Annotated in this window: 20 protein-coding genes; 13 read left to right on the forward strand and 7 right to left on the reverse strand. The window is 61.8% G+C overall.

The genetic code is table 11. From position 1 onward, the window contains the following. Positions 1-257: 257 nt before the first annotated feature. The 4 genes from QMK32_RS16675 (at position 258) to QMK32_RS16690 (ending at position 3,922) form a co-directional block, all read left to right on the forward strand. Positions 258-1,118: an ABC transporter permease gene (locus QMK32_RS16675; RefSeq protein ID WP_136171916.1), complete on the forward strand. Its 861-nt coding sequence runs from the start codon at positions 258-260 to the stop codon at positions 1,116-1,118. After that, entirely contained in the window at positions 1,115-1,906 is a 792-nt protein-coding gene (locus QMK32_RS16680) for an ABC transporter ATP-binding protein (RefSeq protein ID WP_283476215.1), read from the forward strand. Before QMK32_RS16675 ends, QMK32_RS16680 begins: the two co-directional genes overlap by 4 nt. Positions 1,907-1,958: 52 nt before the next feature. Then, positions 1,959-2,951 (forward strand): ABC transporter substrate-binding protein, encoded by a 993-nt coding sequence (locus QMK32_RS16685; RefSeq protein WP_283476217.1) that lies wholly within the window; start codon positions 1,959-1,961, stop codon positions 2,949-2,951. 236 nt (positions 2,952-3,187) lie between these two features. Continuing rightward, entirely contained in the window at positions 3,188-3,922 is a 735-nt protein-coding gene (locus tag QMK32_RS16690; protein WP_283476218.1) for a FadR/GntR family transcriptional regulator, read from the forward strand. Here the strand turns inward: QMK32_RS16690 and QMK32_RS16695 are convergent. Next, positions 3,919-4,509, reverse strand: coding sequence for a MarR family winged helix-turn-helix transcriptional regulator (locus QMK32_RS16695; protein WP_283476219.1), 591 nt, complete (start codon positions 4,507-4,509; stop codon positions 3,919-3,921). The genes QMK32_RS16690 and QMK32_RS16695 overlap by 4 nt on opposite strands. 31 nt (positions 4,510-4,540) lie before the next feature. Then, positions 4,541-5,806 (reverse strand): cytochrome P450, encoded by a 1,266-nt coding sequence (locus QMK32_RS16700; protein ID WP_283476220.1) that lies wholly within the window; start codon positions 5,804-5,806, stop codon positions 4,541-4,543. 872 nt (positions 5,807-6,678) lie between these two features. On the opposite strand from QMK32_RS16700, the gene QMK32_RS16705 reads away from it, so the two are divergent. From QMK32_RS16705 to QMK32_RS16715, 3 genes are read left to right on the forward strand one after another with little or no spacing between them, the layout of a single operon-like run. Next, positions 6,679-7,338 (forward strand): hypothetical protein, encoded by a 660-nt coding sequence (locus QMK32_RS16705; RefSeq protein ID WP_283476221.1) that lies wholly within the window; start codon positions 6,679-6,681, stop codon positions 7,336-7,338. Between the two features lie 31 nt (positions 7,339-7,369). After that, entirely contained in the window at positions 7,370-7,807 is a 438-nt protein-coding gene (locus QMK32_RS16710; RefSeq protein WP_283476222.1) for a hypothetical protein, read from the forward strand. Continuing rightward, on the forward strand, positions 7,804-7,950 hold the full coding sequence (locus tag QMK32_RS16715) for a hypothetical protein (protein ID WP_283476223.1): 147 nt from the start codon (positions 7,804-7,806) through the stop codon (positions 7,948-7,950). Before QMK32_RS16710 ends, QMK32_RS16715 begins: the two co-directional genes overlap by 4 nt. Before the next feature lie 118 nt (positions 7,951-8,068). Here QMK32_RS16715 and QMK32_RS16720 read toward each other — a convergent pair whose 3' ends face one another. The 3 genes from QMK32_RS16720 to QMK32_RS16730 all read right to left on the reverse strand — a co-directional run bounded on the left by QMK32_RS16720 (position 8,069) and on the right by QMK32_RS16730 (position 11,708). Beyond that, entirely contained in the window at positions 8,069-8,332 is a 264-nt protein-coding gene (locus QMK32_RS16720; RefSeq protein ID WP_283476224.1) for a hypothetical protein, read from the reverse strand. Positions 8,333-9,091: 759 nt separating this feature from the next. Next, complete coding sequence (locus QMK32_RS16725; protein WP_283476225.1) at positions 9,092-11,320, reverse strand: heavy metal translocating P-type ATPase; 2,229 nt, start codon at positions 11,318-11,320, stop codon at positions 9,092-9,094. Further along, positions 11,313-11,708: an ArsR/SmtB family transcription factor gene (locus tag QMK32_RS16730; protein WP_283476226.1), complete on the reverse strand. Its 396-nt coding sequence runs from the start codon at positions 11,706-11,708 to the stop codon at positions 11,313-11,315. Before QMK32_RS16730 ends, QMK32_RS16725 begins: the two co-directional genes overlap by 8 nt. Positions 11,709-11,843: 135 nt before the next feature. Here QMK32_RS16730 and QMK32_RS16735 point away from each other — a divergent pair, with 135 nt between their 5' ends. Genes QMK32_RS16735 through QMK32_RS16755 form a run of 5 tightly spaced genes read left to right on the forward strand, consistent with a single transcriptional unit; the run spans position 11,844 to position 14,927 of the window. Continuing rightward, positions 11,844-12,503, forward strand: a complete 660-nt coding sequence (locus QMK32_RS16735) for a DsbA family protein (protein ID WP_283476227.1) — start codon at positions 11,844-11,846, stop codon at positions 12,501-12,503. Then, positions 12,478-13,113, forward strand: coding sequence for a vitamin K epoxide reductase family protein (locus QMK32_RS16740; RefSeq protein ID WP_283476228.1), 636 nt, complete (start codon positions 12,478-12,480; stop codon positions 13,111-13,113). The genes QMK32_RS16735 and QMK32_RS16740 overlap by 26 nt, the downstream gene beginning before the upstream one ends. A gap of 58 nt (positions 13,114-13,171) precedes the next feature. Beyond that, a complete protein-coding gene (locus QMK32_RS16745; RefSeq protein WP_283476229.1) occupies positions 13,172-13,486 on the forward strand; it encodes a TlpA family protein disulfide reductase in 315 nt (104 codons plus the stop codon). Further along, positions 13,483-14,115, forward strand: coding sequence for a TlpA disulfide reductase family protein (locus QMK32_RS16750; protein ID WP_283476230.1), 633 nt, complete (start codon positions 13,483-13,485; stop codon positions 14,113-14,115). The genes QMK32_RS16745 and QMK32_RS16750 overlap by 4 nt, the downstream gene beginning before the upstream one ends. Then, a complete protein-coding gene (locus QMK32_RS16755) occupies positions 14,112-14,927 on the forward strand; it encodes a cytochrome c biogenesis CcdA family protein (protein ID WP_283476231.1) in 816 nt (271 codons plus the stop codon). Before QMK32_RS16750 ends, QMK32_RS16755 begins: the two co-directional genes overlap by 4 nt. Positions 14,928-15,550: 623 nt before the next feature. On the opposite strand, the gene QMK32_RS16760 is transcribed toward QMK32_RS16755, so the two are convergent. Beyond that, a complete protein-coding gene (locus tag QMK32_RS16760) occupies positions 15,551-16,036 on the reverse strand; it encodes a hypothetical protein (RefSeq protein ID WP_283476232.1) in 486 nt (161 codons plus the stop codon). Positions 16,037-16,039: 3 nt separating this feature from the next. After that, positions 16,040-16,696, reverse strand: a complete 657-nt coding sequence (locus QMK32_RS16765) for a class I SAM-dependent methyltransferase (protein ID WP_283476233.1) — start codon at positions 16,694-16,696, stop codon at positions 16,040-16,042. A gap of 119 nt (positions 16,697-16,815) precedes the next feature. Between QMK32_RS16765 and QMK32_RS16770 the strand changes: the two genes are divergently transcribed. Then, the gene (locus QMK32_RS16770) at positions 16,816-17,973 is read left to right on the forward strand and encodes a hypothetical protein (protein WP_283476234.1); all 1,158 of its coding nucleotides are present in this window, start codon (positions 16,816-16,818) and stop codon (positions 17,971-17,973) included. The last annotated feature ends 27 nt before the right edge of the window (positions 17,974-18,000 follow it).

Raw genomic sequence — 18,000 nt, forward strand, 5'->3', positions numbered from 1 at the left:
GTGCGAAGGCTGAAATGTGAGCTAGAGGCTAAAAGGCTTGACTTGTGATGCTAGCCACCTTTATGGTGAAGTGGTTCAACCACCTTAGGTTGCTGGTCAATTGCTACCGAAGCGGAAGCTGAATCGTCCGCCCCGGGTTCGCCGAGTTGGCTGCCTATGCAAGGTGAACCCCGCGCCTGGTCGAGCCTCACGAGGTTTCGGCAGCCATTCCGGCTTGAATCCCGTAGACAACAGCGTCGCCAAGGAGGTCACGTATCGTGCCCGCAGCTCTAGAGCGCACACCCGCGCAGGGTGCCCCCGCCGAAAAAAATGAAGCTTCAGGAGTCGGTGTGCCGCCACCCAAAAGGAAGAAGAAGCACATCGCGCTCTTCGACAGGGGCTGGCCTACACCTGTGGCGATCCTGCTGACGATCTTTCTGTACTGGGTCGCGTCGCTCAACTTCGACTCGTTCGTATTCCCAGGAATACCCCAAGTATGGGATGCGCTCAAGACGATCTTGATCGATGACAGGGCCGACATTGCCACCACCGCAGTGCGCTACCTCGTTGCCTTCGGCGCAGCAATTTTCGCGGGCTGGGGGATCGGCCTGTTCATGGGCGCATATCGCCGGGTCTTCGGCCGGCTGATGGAGTCGATTATTTCGATCATCCAGGCGGTCCCCGCGATTTCGTGGATTCTGCTTTCGGTGTTGTGGATGACCTCGGTCGAGGGCCGCATCGGATTCGTCACCTTCATAATCTCGTTCCCGTTCTTTGTCATCGCCGTGTATGAGGGCATCCGGGACATGGACAAGGACGTTCTCGAGGCTGTCGAACAATTCCGGCCAAGTAAGCTGCAGACTCTGCGAATCCTGTTGTTGCCGCAGTCCATCGTGAGTCTGATGACCGCGATGCGCTCCACGGCAGCCATGACCCTGAAGATCATGGTGCTTGCCGAGCTGCTCGGCGCGAACGACGGCATCGGCCGCGCTATGGGCACCGCGCAAGCCAACTTCAGGCTCGACGTGGTATTCGCGTGGACAGTCATCTTGATCGCGGCCAACTTCATCGTAATCAAACTCATCAGCCTTCTCGAAGGCGTATTGCTGCACTGGCGTTCGGAGGCCGTGGTCCGATGACATACAACGACAACGACAACGACAACGACATCATCGTCGATTTCGACGATGTCCACCACGAGTTCGGCGGCGTCGCTGCCGTGGAGCAGCTCAACCTCAAGGTCCACAAGGGCGAGCGGCTCGCGATCTTGGGACGCACGGGCGCCGGCAAGTCGACGGTGCTGAACCTGCTGATCGGCAACTTGGACCCGACCTCCGGCAGCGTGCGGATCGCCGGGCGAAACCCGTACACCGAGCACCACGAGTTGCGCTCACTGATCGGAATGGCGTTCCAGACCCCTCGGCTGCTGCCGTGGCGCAAGGCCGTCGACAACGTTGCGGTTGGCCAAGAGATACTCAAGGTCGGCAAGTCTAAGCGGCGAGCGCACGCCCGCGAATGGCTCGACAAGATGCATCTGTCCGACTCGTACGACAAGTACCCTGGGCAGCTCTCGGGCGGTATGCGCCAGCGTGTTTCGCTGGCTCGGGCATTCGCGATCGACCCGGCACTGGTGTTGCTGGACGAGAGTTTCAGTGCACTGGACGAGGTCACGGCGCGTTCGTTGCGTGAGGACTTTTGCGCGCTGGCAGATCAGGAGCAGAAGACAGCGTTGATCGTCACACACAACATCGAGGAAGCCTTCGCGATCGCGCACCGGGTAATCGTGTTGGGGCGGCCGGCGAAAATTCTCGCCGAGTACGACACCGCGCGGGAGCCCTCGATCGGCACTACTGAATTCACTGAATTGCGAGGGCAGGTGCGCGAAATGCTCACCTCCACAGCGGGCGGCATCACCGCGCGCGGCTGATCAGCAGGGCCAATACGTCACCCACACTCAATTGATCTCACTGGAGAATCGGATGAATCGAAACAACAAGATCACCAAACGCTTTGCACTGGCCGCTTTGGCAACCACATTGGCGCTGACCGCGAGCGCCTGCGGAAGTAGTTCCGGACCGGAGACCGCGGAGGGTGAAACCGCCAACATCCACCTCGGTTACTACGTCGGCGGAGCACCCTCTCTGACGTCGCAGGGACTGGTGATGTTGGGCGAGGATTCCGCAATGCAGGAAGCACACGGTATCAAGCTCCAAATGGAGGAATACAGCAATCTGTCCACGATGTACACCGACATCGTCCGTGGCCGAATCGACGTCAGCACAGCTGGACCGTCGACAGTCGCGTCGTCTGCTTCTCAGGGTGCTCCGGTTGCGATCGTCGGCAAGATCGCAAACGCTACCAACTCGGCGATGAGTACCGGAAAACCATGGGACGCCGATAATGTCCGGGGAAGCAGAATCGTGACACAGACCAGTTCGAGTAGCTGGAAGTCGGTCGAAGCCTCCATCGCCAACAACCTCGGTCTCCAATCCGGACAGGACTACGAAGTCATCAACTCCGACAGCACCGCAGCCGCCGCCGTTCAAGCAGCCACAGGCAAGGCCGATTACGCGATAGTGCGTGCCGAGCAGATTCTGTTGGCCGAGCAGCAGTTCCCTACGTTGAAGGTGGCGGCCGACGCCAGCGAGCTCGGTATTGTGCCAGGTAAGGCCGATATCGGTTACGTGCTGGAATCGAACACCAACGGCCTCTCCAGCGCGAACGGAGAGAAGCTCACCTCCGCTCTCGCAGAGAAGACTGCATGGATGGAAGCCAACCCGGACGCGGTAGAAGACTTTGCTGTTGCTCGCGGACAGAAACCAGGCGTAGCGCGCGAGTTCCTGGTCTCAGGCATGATTTCCTATGATGTGCAGCCGGTATCGGAGGCGCGCGGCGAGTTGGAAAAGGAGTTCGAGGCGCTGGCGAAAGCCGGCATCATCGAGCAGATGCCACCGGATTCGATTTACGGCTAACGTGTGGTGGGTGCATGGTCTTACGTATCGGAAACGTCCGGTCGTAGCTACAATGGATTGCTGCAACTCCCTTCGTATTCGGGAGTTGCAGCGCCGCTCGCGTAGACCAGTCGAGTTTACTACTTCGGAGCGCTCGTCGATGTCCTTGACCAAGCCTTCCATTGCAAGTTGTGCGCAGAGGTTCATGTTCAACGCCGCAGATAACTGACCAGATAGCTAGTTAGGGTGCTCGATTTATGTCTGACGATTCCAAGGCTGTTCGCAGATCAGTGCACGATCAGGTACGCGATCACTTGCATGACGAGATCCGAAGTGGGCGATACGTGCCAGGAAAGTCGTTGCCGTCGGAGCGTGAGCTTTCCACACGGTTGAACGTATCGAGGAACTCGCTGCGTCAGGCACTGGCATCTCTCGAAGCGATCGGTGTTGTTCAGACCCGCCACGGGTCTGGGGTGTATTTGCGGGCGGCCCCCTCGGACGATGCAGTGGTACGTGTTGCTGACGTACTGCTCAACTCGGACCGATCGTTGGAGAACGTCGTGGAGGCGCGATTGGCGATCGAGCCCTTCATTGCAGGTGTCGCGGCCGAGCGGCACACCGCAGAGAATTTGCGGCTGTTGGAGGAATCGATCGAGACCTCGTACGAGTCGGCGCGCTCGGATGGTTCGCCCCGACGAACGGGTTTTCACACGTGTATTGCAGAGATGTCCGGCAACCCGGTGTTCGGGGGGATAGTGCGCTCGCTGCTGATCGGTTCGCGGGGAGCGCCTCGAATGGCAGCGGCCGACCCGGGACAACGGCAGGTGTGGCTCAACGATCACGAGCATATTTTCGAAGCGGTCGGGGACCGAGACGCGAAGGCTGCGCAGCGGCTGATGACGACGCACTTGACCGGGGTGTTGCGTACTGCGCTCTTGGCGCAGGACCTGAGAACGATAGAAGAGGATGACTCGGCCAGCATAGAAAATTAGCCGGAGCTGGCGCCGAACTCAGCCTCGAGCAGTTCGAGATTTCGAAGCATTGCGTCGGACAACTCCAGAAGTTTGATGATGTCCTCCTCGCCGAATCCGGTGAGGAGGACATTGTTCATCCGGAGTGATGCAGTCAGCATTCGTGCGTGGAGCTCTTGCCCGTCCCGGGTCAGCCGCCAGAGTTTGATGCGGGGATCAGCCGACGACCGCAAAGCGTCCGTGGAGAGGCCGAGAGACCCGAGCGCGTTGAGGGAGCGGCTCACCGCAGCCTTGTCTATTCCCAGCAGTTCGGCGATATACCCCGCGGACACCTCCGGAGACTTTGTGAGCACAACGAGAAGTCGCCAGTCCGTAGCGCCCACACCGAATTCGCGCAAGTAGTACCGCGATGTCAGTTGCCGGTACTTGTTCGCAAGCAGGCCGATGCGCACCATGGGGGCGTGGGTGAGGCTCAACGTCACCTCTGCGCGACCAAGCTCGTCCGAGGTAACCACGGAATCCGTGAACAGCTCGTCGCGTAGAGGCCTCTCGACTCGTGAGTCGTTCGTCGCCGGTGCGTCATCATCCTGGGACTGGAGAGGGTGCATACGCCGATTATCGTCCATAGCTAGGCGCTGACTATCGTGTGTTCGAAGGCGGCTCCGCATTGTTCAAGTTCACCATAAGCTTGTCGAGACCGCGAGGCGATATGGTCTTGGCCCATTGGAAATCCTGGTCCGGGACCATGCTCATATTCGGGAATGTCTTGACGAGCTCTTCGAGCACAATTTCCATTTCCATCCTCGCCAGCTCGGCCCCCATGCAGAAGTGCGCGCCCAAGCCGAAAGAAACATGCATGCTCGGTCGGTTTCGATCGATATCGAACTGTTCGGGTTCATCGAAAATTTCCTCGTCGCGGTTCGCGGAGGCGAGCGCGAGCATGATCGTCGAGTTTTTCGGTATCGGCACACCGGAGATCTCCACGTCGGTGGTGCAGCGGCGTCGCCAAGTGACGAAGGGCGGTGAGTACCGCAGGCTCTCGTCGACGACATTACGGAGGGGGGTCTGGCCCTCGCACACCTGTGCCCACCGCCGTTCGTCGAGCAACAACTCGTAGAGCATGCTGGCGATACCGTTGGTGGTGGTTTCGTGCCCGGCAAGCAAGATGCCGAAGACGAGGTTGACGATCTCGTTGACGGAAATGATGTCGTCGTCACCGTTGCGAATTTTGAGAAGACCGCTGGCGTAATCGTCGCCAGGATTTTCTTGCCTATCTGCGACCAGCGCCTTGCAGTAGTTCCAGTAGTCGAGGAGCTGCTCGCCGGCCCCCTCGGCATCTGCCGGATCGAGGCGCCCCCAAACCATTGCAAATCTGTTGTCGGACCAGTATTTGATCTGTCGGACGTCGATATCCGGCACACCCAGAAGCAAGAAGATCACACGCGCAGGCAGCTCGTAGGCCAGCTCGCCGACCAGGTCGACCTGATCTCTTGCCTTCAACCGGGTAACGTACTCGTCCATGATTGCCCGGATCTGCGGCTCGAGAACGCGGAAACGCCGCGGGCTGAAAAACCGGCTGGCGATTTTGCGAATGCGGGTGTGCTTGGGTGCATCGCAGTTGGCCTGTGTGGGTTCACGCCGATACCCGCCGTCAGCGAGGTACTGCTGTACTGCCTCGGGAAATGGAACAACGGAGTCTTGGGAATTGCTGGCGGAGTAGGTGTCAGGGTCCTTGAACACCGCAACTACGTCTGCGCGCTTGGTGACCACCCAGCAGTCGAGCTCAGGGTTGTAGAAGACCGGCTCTTCGGCACGGGCGCGTCGAAAATGGTCGGCCATGCCGACTTGCTCGAATGGCTGATACTCCTCACCTATCGACGAATAGGGGCACTTTTGGGCGCTCATCATCTTCGGACTCCTAAGCGGGTTATGTGAGGAGGGATGCCACCGGGCTCGATTGTGGCGCTCACCACAGCGTACGAATAGATCGATGACATGTCAACGACATGTAAGTCAATGGCGGCCGACCCAGGTAGATGGTTCCCATCTCTGCCAGGATCAAGTGAGACTTGCAGCGAACGAAGTGAACACCCTGAGGGCATGACTGGAGCATCACTGACGAGCGGCTCAAAGCCCGTACCACCACCTCGAGACGAGCCGATCAACCCCGCGCCGAAAGCAACCCGACGCACCTTCACCGCCGAACCCTGAGTAGCCCTTACCTGACGGGTCGGTTCGGCGTAACGTCAGCGATGCCCAACCTGACGCCGCAGGGAGGGCTGCAACGGTGATCCGCACTACTGGTCATGACCGACCTGGGTGAACACTGCCGCGGAACGTTCAGAAGCGATGCGCCGCTACGCGATGCTCGAACTGCACTGGACCGGCGGTGTTCCACTCGCACGCGCCGTCCGAGACACTCCGATCCACGAACGCGCCGCCCGGCGCTGGCTCACCCGACTACCGCGCTGGCGGTCTCGACCGCAGCGGCACGAAACCTGCCGACCGCTCTCGTACAGCGCGGTCGCGCGGTCATCGATGCGATGGGATCCCGCGGCTCTGATTCTCGCTAGGGAAGGCGCGAGCGCACCGCGCGACAAATACGGGCTGGTCTACCGCAGACAAAGCGAAACCTCGAACCAAATCTGGCAGGTCGCTCACACCGAACTCGACATCGAAGCCCTCGGCTACATCGTCGGACTCGGCGCGCCCCCGCCCCTATCGACGTCCCTCGCACTACGACAAGCGATCTGGACGAAAGCAGACCCCACCGGCCGATGTGCGGAATCCCCGGCATCCTCTACGTCGACCACGGCAGCGACTTCAACAATAGCTACCTCGCCCAGGTCGCCTCCGACCTGACATTGCAGATCGTGCACTCGACCATCGCCAGCCCGCAAGGTCGCGGCAAGATTGAACGCTTCTTCGGCACCGTCACACCGAACTACTGTCTGAGTTCCCCGGTCCTCAACCGCCACGTCACCGCACCGACCTCGACCCTCGCGGACTTCGACCGAGCCCTGCGGCACTTCATCGTCGACACCCACCACCGCCGACGGCACTCCGAAATCGGTACCAGCCCCCACGAGCGTTGGCTCGCCGACCGTTGGCTCCCGCGCATGCCCGCGGACCTCACCGAACTCGACCTCTTGCTCGTCTACGTCGCAAAACCGTGCATCGTGCACCGCGACGGCATCCACTTCCAGGGATTGCGCTACCTCAACCCCACTCCTGGCCGCCTACGTACGAGAACTTGTCACCATCCACTACGACTCCCGCGACATCACCGAAATCGGGTCTTTCACCACGGCCACTTCCTGTGCAAAGCAATCAACCCCGGATACATCGGCGACACTGTCACCCTCAAAGACATCGACGCCGACCGCCCTGCGTGTCAGGGTGAGGTGAGTCCAGTGGTTCATAGCAACCCGGCCTGATGCAGGGGCGAGATACGGATCGACACACACCATGACGATTACCACCACCATGCCGATCAGCGGCGACAATGAACGGATGGATCCAGCACATCCGAGAGCAGACGGACCACGACGGCGACGCACGTTCACCGCAGCGGAGAAATCAGAGCACGTGCGCGCGTATGAGCAGGCCTGCGAGAGCGGCGACGGTGGGGCATACCTACGCCGCGAGGGACTGTATTCGTCGTTGATCAGCGAATGGCGCAAACACCGCGACGCCGGTGTGCTCGCCGGAAAGAAGCCCGGCGAGAAGGTCGGCAAGCTCACCGCCGAGCAAGCCGAGATCGCACGACTGACCCGCGAACTGACCCGCGCGAACAAGCGGTTGAATACTACCGAAGCTGCACTGGATATCATGGGAAAAGCACACGCGCTCTTGGCAAGTCTCTCCGAGAGCGCGGATTCGGACGAGAAGAACAACAAGCGATGACCTCCGCCTACACCGACCTCACCGATATCGAAATCGGGACACGTCAGGCGAGCGCCCTCACCGGGCTGCACCGCTCGACGGCGATACGCCGCCGTGCCGCCGTCGAGCGGTGCAGTGATCGGCCCAGTCGCCTCTCAGAGTGAGGACGCGTTCACGGCGTTGCGACGAACCGGTAGCGTTGATGGCCGTCACCGTGAGTCGATTGGATTGGTCCGGTGGGCAATTCGGCCGCTGCTTCGGCGGCCGGTCGAGCTCTCGCAGTCATGTGGTTGGCATGACCCGCATACCTCCCCACGTTTCGAGCAACGTGATCTGCGGGGGCTGGGCGATGTAGCAGGTTCCGTGATCGCCGGCGAGGTCGAATCGGCCGTATCCGGCGTTGGCTAACCACAGCGGGCCGCGGCCGGTGCTGTGGCGTTGGAAGACCCGGGTGCCGGCCACAATGCGAAGCGCGGTGGGACTCCTAGCTGGTGCGGTGGGGGAGGCGCGAGTAGACGCAGTAAAGCGCGGCAACGATGCACTCATGCGCAGACGGTCGGTGGCGGCGCGGGCGAGATCGAGCAGCTTGCTGTCGGTGTCACGACGTTGTCACAACTTGTGGCGGCCACGCCAGGTTCGGCGGTGACAAGGGCCGTCGATGACGGCTGCGTGCTGATTCTGGACGCGTGGGGAAGGGAGTGGATGCGCACTTCTTAGTAAATCAGCAGTTTCGCCTTGTGTGCGCGCACTTGAGTCTGGCGAAGTGGTGCAGCGACTTTCGTGGATATTGAGTTCAAGGTTTCTGGCTATTAGCCAGAATTTCTGTCGGTTCCTGCATCTACTTGGATTGACGAGGCACTGGGTGGACGGCACGGGCCCGGTCGGTGACATGCACGCACACTCGCCGCATTGGAAGGCGTGGCACTCGGTGCGGTCAAGTGCGCCGATTTCGGCGTTCGGCAGTGTCACGAGGGTGTCACAAGTGGTTCCGGTTGACCTTGGCTTGCTACGACCGGGGATGGACTGTTTGTGCTGGTGGAGTTGCGGTAGTGGTCCCAGGTGGACCCACAACAGGCCGTCGCATCTAGCTGGGGGTCAAGGGGTCGCAGGTTCAATTCCTGTCAGCCCGACAGTACATCGAGAACAATGGCGGTTCCGGAGAAATCCGGGGGTCGCCTTTTTGCTCGAATAGGTGTCTCGGTGTCACAACTCGATCGAAACCTCTGCTCTGAATCCATATGGACTCGAGTGTCAGCCGCCCTCGACTCCGATATTTGCGGGTTTGCGGAGGGTGGCATTGAAGTTTCAGGACGGCTGTGGCCGCTTGCTGGCAGTCCGGTTACCACCCACAGCACTACCTTCTTCCATGCCCGCGATCGCTACATGCGGGCTCGGAGGTGCGCAGGTACATCCATGCGGGCGCCCTGACCCACCGCCGTCGGGTCCGACTGCCGACGCCATTGCAGGCACGCCGGGGACCGGAAGATTTCCCGGCGTGCCTGCTACGACGCTCCCCGGCTTCGGCGCCGGGGCGCAGCAGGCATCCTCGAACTCCGGTGCAGGTGCGACAGTGATGTTGAGGGTGCCCGAATCCGTGGGCGGCGGGAGGAACCCGTGCAACGGCGTGGTGCGGGCAGCCCGAACTGCATTGGCGATCACAAGAACTTCGGCAAGCTCGTGGACGAGGACCACGGTGGCCAAGCCGAGGACACCGGTAGCCGCCAGTGGGACGAGTATTCCGATGATCGCGATCGACAGGGCGATGTTCTGGACCATGATGCGCCGTGCATGCCGAGCGTGGGCCAATACCTGGGGCAGGTGCCGTAAGTCCTCACCCATGAGGGCGACGTCGGCGGTCTCGATGGCGACATCGGTTCCCATCGCGCCCATAGCGATGCCGATATCGGCGGTCGCCAAGGCGGGAGCGTCGTTGACCCCGTCACCGACCATGGCAATTTTGCGTCCGGCTGCGATGTCGGTCAGTAGCGCAGCCTTTTCCTCGGGCAACAGGTCCGCGTGGACGGTGTTGATGCCAGCTTGCGCGGCCAGAGCCCGCGCGGTGAGCGCGTTGTCGCCGGTGAGCATTGCGGTGTCGATCCCGAGGGCGGTGAGTTGGCGGATGGCGTCGGCTGCCTCGGGCCGGAGTTCGTCGCGGACAGCGATCGCGGCGATCAGAACTCCTGCGCGTTCGACGAGTACGACTGTGGCACCGGCGCTCTGCAGGCGGGCGATATCTGCGCTGAATATGTCGGTGTCGAACCAGCTCGGTTTTCCGAGCCTGATCGTGGCACTGTCGAGGGTGCCGGTCAGGCCATATCCGGGGATTGCGGTGACATCGTCGGCTGCCGTGACGGTCGATACGGAGGCGAGGATGGCGCGGGCGAGTGGATGCTCACTGCGCGCTTCGAGAGCAGCGGCGGCGGCTAGCGCGTCTGCTCGGCTGATGCCCGCGGCGGTGACGACGTCGACGACCTCGGGTGTGCCTGCGGTGAGGGTGCCGGTCTTGTCCAACGCGACGACGCGGATGCGGCCCAGTTCTTCCACTGCGGCACCGCCTTTGACCAACGCCCCGTTGCGGCTGGCTGCGCCGATGGCGGCGACGACCGACAACGGTACGGAGATGGCCAGCGCGCACGGTGATGCCGCGACCAGCACCACCAGTGCTCGTTCGAGCCACAGCATGGGGTCACCGAACATCGCGCCCACGCCGGCGACGAGAGCAGCGAGAATCATGATCGACGGTACGAGTGGACGGGCAATGCGGTCCGCGAGCCGCTGCCCGGATCCTTTTCGGTCCTGAGCTTGCTCGACGATGTGGACGATTCGGGCCAGGGAGCTGTCCGATGCGAGCGCGGTGACGATCATCTCGATGGCGCCGCCGCCGTTGATGGCACCGGCATGCACCTCGTCATCGATACCGGCTTCGATGGGGAGTGATTCGCCGGTGATCGCGGACAGGTCCAGGTTCGTCGACCCGAGGGAAATGGTTCCATCGGTCGCTGCGCGTTCACCGGGCCGCAGCAGCATGGTGTCCCCGATAGCGATGTCGTCGGGGGAGATGGCCGATTCGGTACCGCCTCGGATGACCGACGCTGTCGGCGGTACCAAGGACAGCAGGGCACGTAGTCCGCGGCGTGTCTTGTTTACCGCGTATTCCTCTAGTCCTTCGGCGATGGAGAACAGGATACCGAGCATCGCAGCTTCCGGGATCTGTCCCAAGGCGATGGCTCCGACAAGCGCGATCGTCATCAGCGTTCCGACGCCGATGCGGCCGTGTCGAAGGTTCTTCAGCGCCGAGGGGGCGAAGGTCGCAGCGGCGATGGCGGCGGCGATTAGTCCGCCGACGGTGGCAACTGTCTCGTCGCTCGTTCGGCCGATCGACCACGACACGGCGAGGATGATCGCGGCCGCAGCGGCGAGTTGCAATTCGCGGACTTGCCACAACCTCGGGGCCGTGTCGTTGACGGCATGACCGTGGTCGACGGCGTTTGCGGACGGTGGTGTGGAGGTGGGTCCGCAGCATGCATCAGCCATGCTCGACCCCGTTCGGCTCGATGGAGTAGGCGAGGGACAGTGGTTCGGTCAGGGCCGAGAGCAGTCGCGAGCCGCGATCGGTGAGCGAGTACATGACCAACTTCCCGGCTCGGGTCGATTCCACGGTGTCGGCAGCTTTGAGCTTCCGAAGATGGTGCGAGACGAGTTTCTGGCTCCTTCCGACGATCCAGGCGATGTCGCATCCGCACATTTGGCCGCCGCTGCTGAGCGCGAGCGCGATGGTCAATCGTGTGGGGTCGCCGAGCGCGCGCGCAGCGTCGGCGAGTCGTTCGACGTCGCCTATGCCTGGAAGCAAGGCGCGGACGCTTTCGGCGTGGGGGAGGTCCATGCAGAGCAGATCGCACGAATCGAGAGGTTCCAAGGACATGGACACAATCTAACAACCATACGATCGATGCGGAAGACGTCAGCTAACATTCGTACGATTGTTAGTGTGTTGCTGGTTTGAATCGGCCAACATCGAGTCCACCAGTCAGTCGGAACGAATCGAGAAGGTATTTGAATGAGCCGAACGTTGAAGATTTCGTTGTCGCTGGTGGTCGTGTTCGCCGCCGCGTTGACTTTTCTGCTGGTGTTGGACAGGCCACGGTCCCCGGATGAGGTGGCCACTGAGCAGGCCACGGCCGACCCTGCCTCGATTGCGGTGCGCGAGAACAGTCACCGGTTGAACTCTGTACCCGACGGCCGGGTCACGTTCGTGGAGTTCCTCGACTTCGAGTGCGAGGCCTGCAGGTCGGTTTACCCGGCGATCGAACAATTGCGTGAAGACTATGGCGACCGGGTGACGTTCGTGGTCCGCTACTTTCCTATCGCCTCCCACTTCAATGCCGAACGTGCCGCACGAGCTGTCGAAGCTGCAGCCCAGCAGGGCCGGTTCGAGGCGATGTATCAGCGCATGTACGAGACGCAGGCGCAGTGGGGAGAACAGCAGACTCCGCAGGACGATCTGTTCCGAAGTTTCGCAGTCGACCAGGGACTCGACATGAGTGCGTTCGACGCCGCCTACACCGATCCGGCGACGCTCGAGCGCATTCAGACCGACGTCGCGGACGGGTTGGCGCTCGGCGTGCAGGGCACACCGACGTTCTTCCTCAACGGCGTCAAGATCGAACCGACCACGTACGGAGACCTCGCTGATGCCCTCGACGCTGCGCTTGGCTGACCTCGCGGCCGCCAGGCCTCTGAAGGGCAGACCGTTCGACCGGAGCCTGCCCTGGCTACTACTGGCGGGCGGCCTGACCGGACTGTGTGCAGCGTTCGTGCTCACGGTGGAGAAGTTCGCTCTCGCGCTCGACCCCGGCTACGCCCCGACCTGCAGCATCAACCCGGTACTCAACTGCGGATCGGTGATGGCCACCCCGCAGGCGTCAACGTTCGGATTCCCCAATTCCCTCCTCGGAATCGGGGGCTTCGCCGTCGTAGCCGCAGTCGGTGCTGCGCTTCTCGCTGGTGCGGCGTTCGATCGATGGTTCTGGGTTGCAGCGCAAGTCGGCGTCACCGTTGCCGTGGTATTCGTGCACTGGCTCATCCTGCAGTCGCTGTACGAGATCGGTGCATTGTGTCCGTACTGCATGGCTGTGTGGGCGGTCACCGCACCGATCTTCTGGTACGTCACCCTGCGAAATCTTGACTGTGTCAGGTCGAAACCCGTTCTCCGACGATGGATCGAGTTGTCGATACGTAATCACTCCGTTCCGCTGACCGTGTGGTTTCTCGCAGTGATCGCCTTGATCGCGCAGCGCTTTTGGCCTTACTGGTCCACGCTGCTATGAGCCGAACGTGGACGCTTGCACCTCGGCCGCGGCACTCTCGGTACATAAGGTCTCGATCGTGAGGCGCGGCTGGCCGATCCTGATGCTCGCGCTTGTGGCTTTATCGATCGCTGAAGAACCCGAGGCGATCCGGGTCATCGGAATCGCCGTCGAGGCGCGACCCGACGACGAGGCCGCGCTGCTGACTCAACTGGGCATTCGGTACCCGAACTACATCGACGACGGCGCCGTCCGGGACGCTCTCTCTGCTCCGTCGGTCCTGCCCTTGAGCTTCATCCTCAGTCCAGACGGGGGCATCGCACGTGTCACCGACGCTGCGGTTTTCGATCCGACAAAGCAGATCTGCACTGCAGAAATGGATTTCGCTTCATGAGAGTTCGCCGCCCTGTGTGGGCACGTACAGCGAAACAGGGCAGGCGGCCTGCCGCGTTAGCGGCATCGGTCCTTGCTGTTGTCCTTCTGGTTTCCGGATGTTCCGCCGGCGCAGACGCCACGTCATCTGGAGGTAGTTTCGACTTCGTGGCACCCGGCGGTCGAACCGACATTTTCTACGATCCTCCCGAAACACGCGGAATCATAGGCGAACTCGCGGGACCTGACCTGATGGAGGAAGGCAAGAACACCGCTCTGTCGGATTACGGCGGTGACGTCGTCGTGATCAATCTCTGGGGCCAATGGTGCGGCCCCTGCCGCGGCGAAGCCGACGATCTCGAAGAAGTCTTCGAAAGCACCAAAGACAGCGGAGTGCAGTTCCTCGGCATCAACGTTCGAGATCCACAGAAAGACAAGGCCCAAGACTTCGTTGTCGATAACAACGTCTCCTACCCCTCGATCTACGACCCCGCGATGCGGACGCTGATCGCCCTCGGTGGGAACTACCCGACCAGCGTGATTCCCTCGACGCTGGTACTCGATCGAGAGCACCGGGTAGCGGCGGTCTTCATGCGTGCCCTTCTCACCGAGGATCTCCTCCCTGTCGTCGAACGGATAGCAGCCGAATGACCAGTCTTCTTGCCCAAGGCGTCGGCTCGACGTTCCAGAATGCGGCATCGAGCGGACCACTGGTTCTGGCGATCGCCGCATGTATGCTCGCAGGTTTGGTCTCGTTCGCATCACCGTGCGTGGTGCCCCTGGTTCCGGGTTACCTGTCGTACCTGGCGGGCATCGTTGGCGCCGACGCTCAGCCGCTCGGCGCCTCGACCAGTGGAGCGCCCCCGAAGCTGGCAAGCCGCTGGCGTGTGGCCGGCGCCGCGTCATTGTTCGTAGCTGGCTTCACAGTCGTTTTCGTCCTCGCCACCGCCTCGATCTTCGGGGTAATCGGCACCCTGCGCATCAACGAACAGGTGCTCCAACGCGTTGGCGGTGTCATTACGATCATCATGGGCTTGACGTTCATCGGGTTCATTCCCGCATTCCAACGCGACACTCGATTCGCGCCGCAACGCATCTCGTCTATTGCTGGAGCGCCGCTGCTCGGTGGCGTGTTCGCGCTCGGATGGACGCCGTGCCTCGGCCCCACCCTCGCCGGAGTGCTGTCCGTTGCTGCCGGCACCGAAGGCGCGACGGCAGCGCGCGGCGTCACCCTCATCATCGCCTACTGCCTTGGGCTTGGTCTACCGTTCGTGGTCCTGGCGTTCGGCTCGAGTTCGGCGATGCGCGGCGTCGGCTGGCTACGAAGGAATTCGCAGAAGATGAAGGTAGCGGGCGGCATCATCATGATCGCCGTCGGAGTCGCGTTGCTGACAGGAGCGTGGGGGCTGTTCATCGCCTGGATACGCAATGAATTCGTCAGTGCAGTCGTGTTGCCAATCTGAGGCGAGCGCTGCGCGGATCCGTACCCTGCGTTGTAGAGTTCGGCCTTCCGAACCATATTTCATGATCAAGGCCGGACGTAGGCTGCGTAGCGTGCATACCGAGCGGCAGTCACCCGGTTCCCATCATCTGCCGCTTCCGTTTGCGGCGGTGGGTACCAGCGCCTTCCTGCCGTTGTTGCGGCGCTCCGCGGCCCCGCGCATAGTCAACCAGGGCTGCGGGCAGGAAATCTCGGCGCCGAATATGTGCTTCAGCGCGATCCGGCGAGGGCGTGCGTAGAGCTGGAGTGCGATGTTTGGTGACCAGAGTAAGTACTGTTCTTACGGTCCGAACCGTATTCGGTTCTCGTCGGCCACACCGGCAAAGGACAGCGGCAGCCCCGCAATGGACACAAATTTGGTGCCGTTGCATAGATTAGGCGTCGGTTTCCCGCGACCGACTCGATCGCCGCCCGTTCCGAGGCGTGTCCGAGCTGGACTTGCGCGACTATCCGCACCGCACATTCACGCAACTAAGGTGGGCACCACCTCTGCGAGCCTGGGGACATGGCTCCGTCCTTCTCCAAAGAACGAAACCTCCGGACATGACTGGGTGATTCATACAGGTTATAGATCACTGACTTGGTTCAGCACGCGTCGTGAAATTCGGCTTCGGAGACCACCTGTGACGACGCGGTGAGGACATGCCCTGGCAGCAGAGCGTCCACCTCGTTCTGTGTTGCCGAGACCTGGGCTGCTTGGGCGTTCTCGCCTTCCCGGGAGGCAATGACGATGAACAGTGAATCGGGGTCCTCCGAAAGTACGACTGCAGCATCCGCAGCCCACGGGTCGGCGGGTGCAGTCAGTGGCACTTCGATTCGTCCCGATTGGGGGCTCGATGCTCGAAGTTCGCCGAGGGTCGGATTCACCTCGTTATCGGCCAGTCCCTGGCGGCCGGCGTAGATTCCGATGGAATCGACACTGCCGCGGCATGCGTCGACCAGAACCAGCACCGAGCCGTCCGCGTCGCGTGCCAGTGCGGTCCTACCGACGATGTCCGTGTCTATGGCGTTGCCGCATCCGCTCGCCGATGCTGCCACAACGAGGGTTCCGATAATCATTCGTGAGCGCATGACTCACCTGCCCGTCGTACGGCCCTGATGGTTGACGAAGGTTGCTCGCCAACGGTTCTCGGCAGCTACCTCTTCGATCTCGGAAGTGGTCAGACCGTGTGAGGAGAAGGATTCGATCTCGGTCCTGGTCAACGGCCATGGAGGCCCGTCGACATCGACGCCTTCCTCGCGGATTCCGGAGACGACCAGCAGCGTTCCGCCGGCCGACACGGTCGAGGCAATCGCAGTGATGGCGTCGGACCGCACCCACAGCGGCATCGACTGAACCGTGATCGATTCGATCACCACGTCGAATGCTCCCCGCCACTGCGTCGGCATCGCAAGAACATCGGCAACCTTGTAGTTCACCGCCGACTGGGGGAAACGCTTCCGCGCAGCCTCGATGGCGGTGGGGGAGACATCGAATGCTGTTGTCTCGTAACCGAGGGACGCGATGAATTCGGAATCCGTCCCGTACCCACATCCGACCACGAGGGCAGTGCGTCCGCCTTCGGCACGGCTCTGCGCCCATTGCACGATCAGCGGATTGGGTTCCTCGCGATGCCATGGAACGACGGCGTTACCGTCGGCCGCTTCGCGGTAGAGCTTGTCGAACCAGCCTGTCGGGTCTCCTTGTTCGATCGACTCTGTGGCAAGTCGCTGGTCGTCTGCACTGTTCATGAAGGGTCTGGCACCTCTCGTCGGGACGCGTTCGATCATTATGCCGGGAATGAGTCCCACCTCAGGTGCGCCCGGCTTTCAGGATGCGGGGGCGTGCCACGCCGTGGCACTGTGCAGTCATGACCGAACCACTTTCGCAGCCGATGACATCGCAGCATGTGACGTTGATGATGGACCACGGCCAGTTCTACCTGCGTGGAGGCTTGGGCGACGAGGAGAACGAGTTCCCGCTTCTCGAATACGCTCTTGCAGCGCAACCGAACTCGGGTGACGGCCTCACGATGGTGGTGCTGAACCCGCATCAGAACAACTTCGAAATGCCTATTGCTGTCGAATTGTTCGATGCACGTCCTCCCAGCGACGACGATGAGTGGCAGCAGATATGTGAGGATCGCCTCGAGGTGGGACCCGAGGGTGTGGTGCAGATCGACTCGACCACCATGAGTCCGGTCGATTGCGCGGTGCCGCCTGGTAAGTACCTGGTGCAGGTGGTGGGCCGCGGATTCGTCAATTACGGATGGCCAGGTGAGACCACGCCGGGCGATACTTGGCGAATTCGGCTCTGGCCTGACGACGGCACGGCTACGCGACCAGCGATCCAGTGGAACATGCCCGGGTACGGCGTGCCGGAGAATGCCGAGCTGATGTCCGAGCCCGTTCCGTACGGCAACGAGGAGCCGAGTTGGATCACCGTCTTTCATGAGGACGGGAGCACGGAGATGGTGGAGCGAGTGGACCTCGAACAGCGACGTCTGGCTCGGTCGGAGCCGATCGAGCAGGTCGCGGGTTTCAACGGCGGCCAGACGCTCGCCGAGTTCGACCGCGACCTCGTAGTCGGACTCCTCGCTACCGACGCCGCGACCGCGCGCCGCATCGCGGTGTACTGCGCGAAAGCGGCATGCGTCCACGCTGGACTGGCAGACCTGCCGTGGGTGCGGCCGGCGCTCGATGCACTGGCCGAGAACCGAACTCCTCCGGCACCATTCGCAGACATCGCGCAGATCAACGATGCGTTTGCGCCGCTTTTCGCGGATCTCGCGGGTGGAGGTGCCACGACGTCTTCGAGCGCGACAGTCGTCAGTGGTCGACCGAGGACTCCGTTCGACGGTAGAGGCGAACCCCGGTTCATGACCATTCCTACGTTGTTCAGCGCGCAGGACCCGGATCCGCACAGGGCTGCGATCGAGACAATTGTCCACGCTTCGCATGCGTACGGTTTACAGACCCCGGCTCTCTACGCGGCACTCCGCGAGGCATTCCCTGAACTGGTGGGATAAGTCGGTCCCGGTTCGCGTCGGGATACC

It is taken from the genome of Rhodococcus sp. H29-C3 (assembly GCF_030063405.1).
In the GTDB taxonomy this organism is placed as follows: Bacteria; Actinomycetota; Actinomycetes; order Mycobacteriales; family Mycobacteriaceae; genus Rhodococcoides.

What these genes read in the sequence shown, in the direction of transcription:
- QMK32_RS16680 (WP_283476215.1), top strand. Translation starts at nt 1,115, where the DNA reads ATGACATACAACGACAACGACAACGACAACGACATCATCGTCGATTTC.
- QMK32_RS16685 (WP_283476217.1), top strand. Translation starts at nt 1,959, where the DNA reads ATGAATCGAAACAACAAGATCACCAAACGCTTTGCACTGGCCGCTTTG.
- QMK32_RS16690 (WP_283476218.1), top strand. Translation starts at nt 3,188, where the DNA reads ATGTCTGACGATTCCAAGGCTGTTCGCAGATCAGTGCACGATCAGGTA.
- QMK32_RS16695 (WP_283476219.1), bottom strand. Translation starts at nt 4,509, where the DNA reads ATGCACCCTCTCCAGTCCCAGGATGATGACGCACCGGCGACGAACGAC.
- QMK32_RS16700 (WP_283476220.1), bottom strand. Translation starts at nt 5,806, where the DNA reads ATGAGCGCCCAAAAGTGCCCCTATTCGTCGATAGGTGAGGAGTATCAG.
- QMK32_RS16705 (WP_283476221.1), top strand. Translation starts at nt 6,679, where the DNA reads ATGTGCGGAATCCCCGGCATCCTCTACGTCGACCACGGCAGCGACTTC.
- QMK32_RS16710 (WP_283476222.1), top strand. Translation starts at nt 7,370, where the DNA reads ATGACGATTACCACCACCATGCCGATCAGCGGCGACAATGAACGGATG.
- QMK32_RS16715 (WP_283476223.1), top strand. Translation starts at nt 7,804, where the DNA reads ATGACCTCCGCCTACACCGACCTCACCGATATCGAAATCGGGACACGT.
- QMK32_RS16720 (WP_283476224.1), bottom strand. Translation starts at nt 8,332, where the DNA reads ATGAGTGCATCGTTGCCGCGCTTTACTGCGTCTACTCGCGCCTCCCCC.
- QMK32_RS16725 (WP_283476225.1), bottom strand. Translation starts at nt 11,320, where the DNA reads ATGGCTGATGCATGCTGCGGACCCACCTCCACACCACCGTCCGCAAAC.
- QMK32_RS16730 (WP_283476226.1), bottom strand. Translation starts at nt 11,708, where the DNA reads ATGTCCTTGGAACCTCTCGATTCGTGCGATCTGCTCTGCATGGACCTC.
- QMK32_RS16735 (WP_283476227.1), top strand. Translation starts at nt 11,844, where the DNA reads ATGAGCCGAACGTTGAAGATTTCGTTGTCGCTGGTGGTCGTGTTCGCC.
- QMK32_RS16740 (WP_283476228.1), top strand. Translation starts at nt 12,478, where the DNA reads ATGCCCTCGACGCTGCGCTTGGCTGACCTCGCGGCCGCCAGGCCTCTG.
- QMK32_RS16750 (WP_283476230.1), top strand. Translation starts at nt 13,483, where the DNA reads ATGAGAGTTCGCCGCCCTGTGTGGGCACGTACAGCGAAACAGGGCAGG.
- QMK32_RS16755 (WP_283476231.1), top strand. Translation starts at nt 14,112, where the DNA reads ATGACCAGTCTTCTTGCCCAAGGCGTCGGCTCGACGTTCCAGAATGCG.
- QMK32_RS16760 (WP_283476232.1), bottom strand. Translation starts at nt 16,036, where the DNA reads ATGCGCTCACGAATGATTATCGGAACCCTCGTTGTGGCAGCATCGGCG.
- QMK32_RS16765 (WP_283476233.1), bottom strand. Translation starts at nt 16,696, where the DNA reads ATGAACAGTGCAGACGACCAGCGACTTGCCACAGAGTCGATCGAACAA.
- QMK32_RS16770 (WP_283476234.1), top strand. Translation starts at nt 16,816, where the DNA reads ATGACCGAACCACTTTCGCAGCCGATGACATCGCAGCATGTGACGTTG.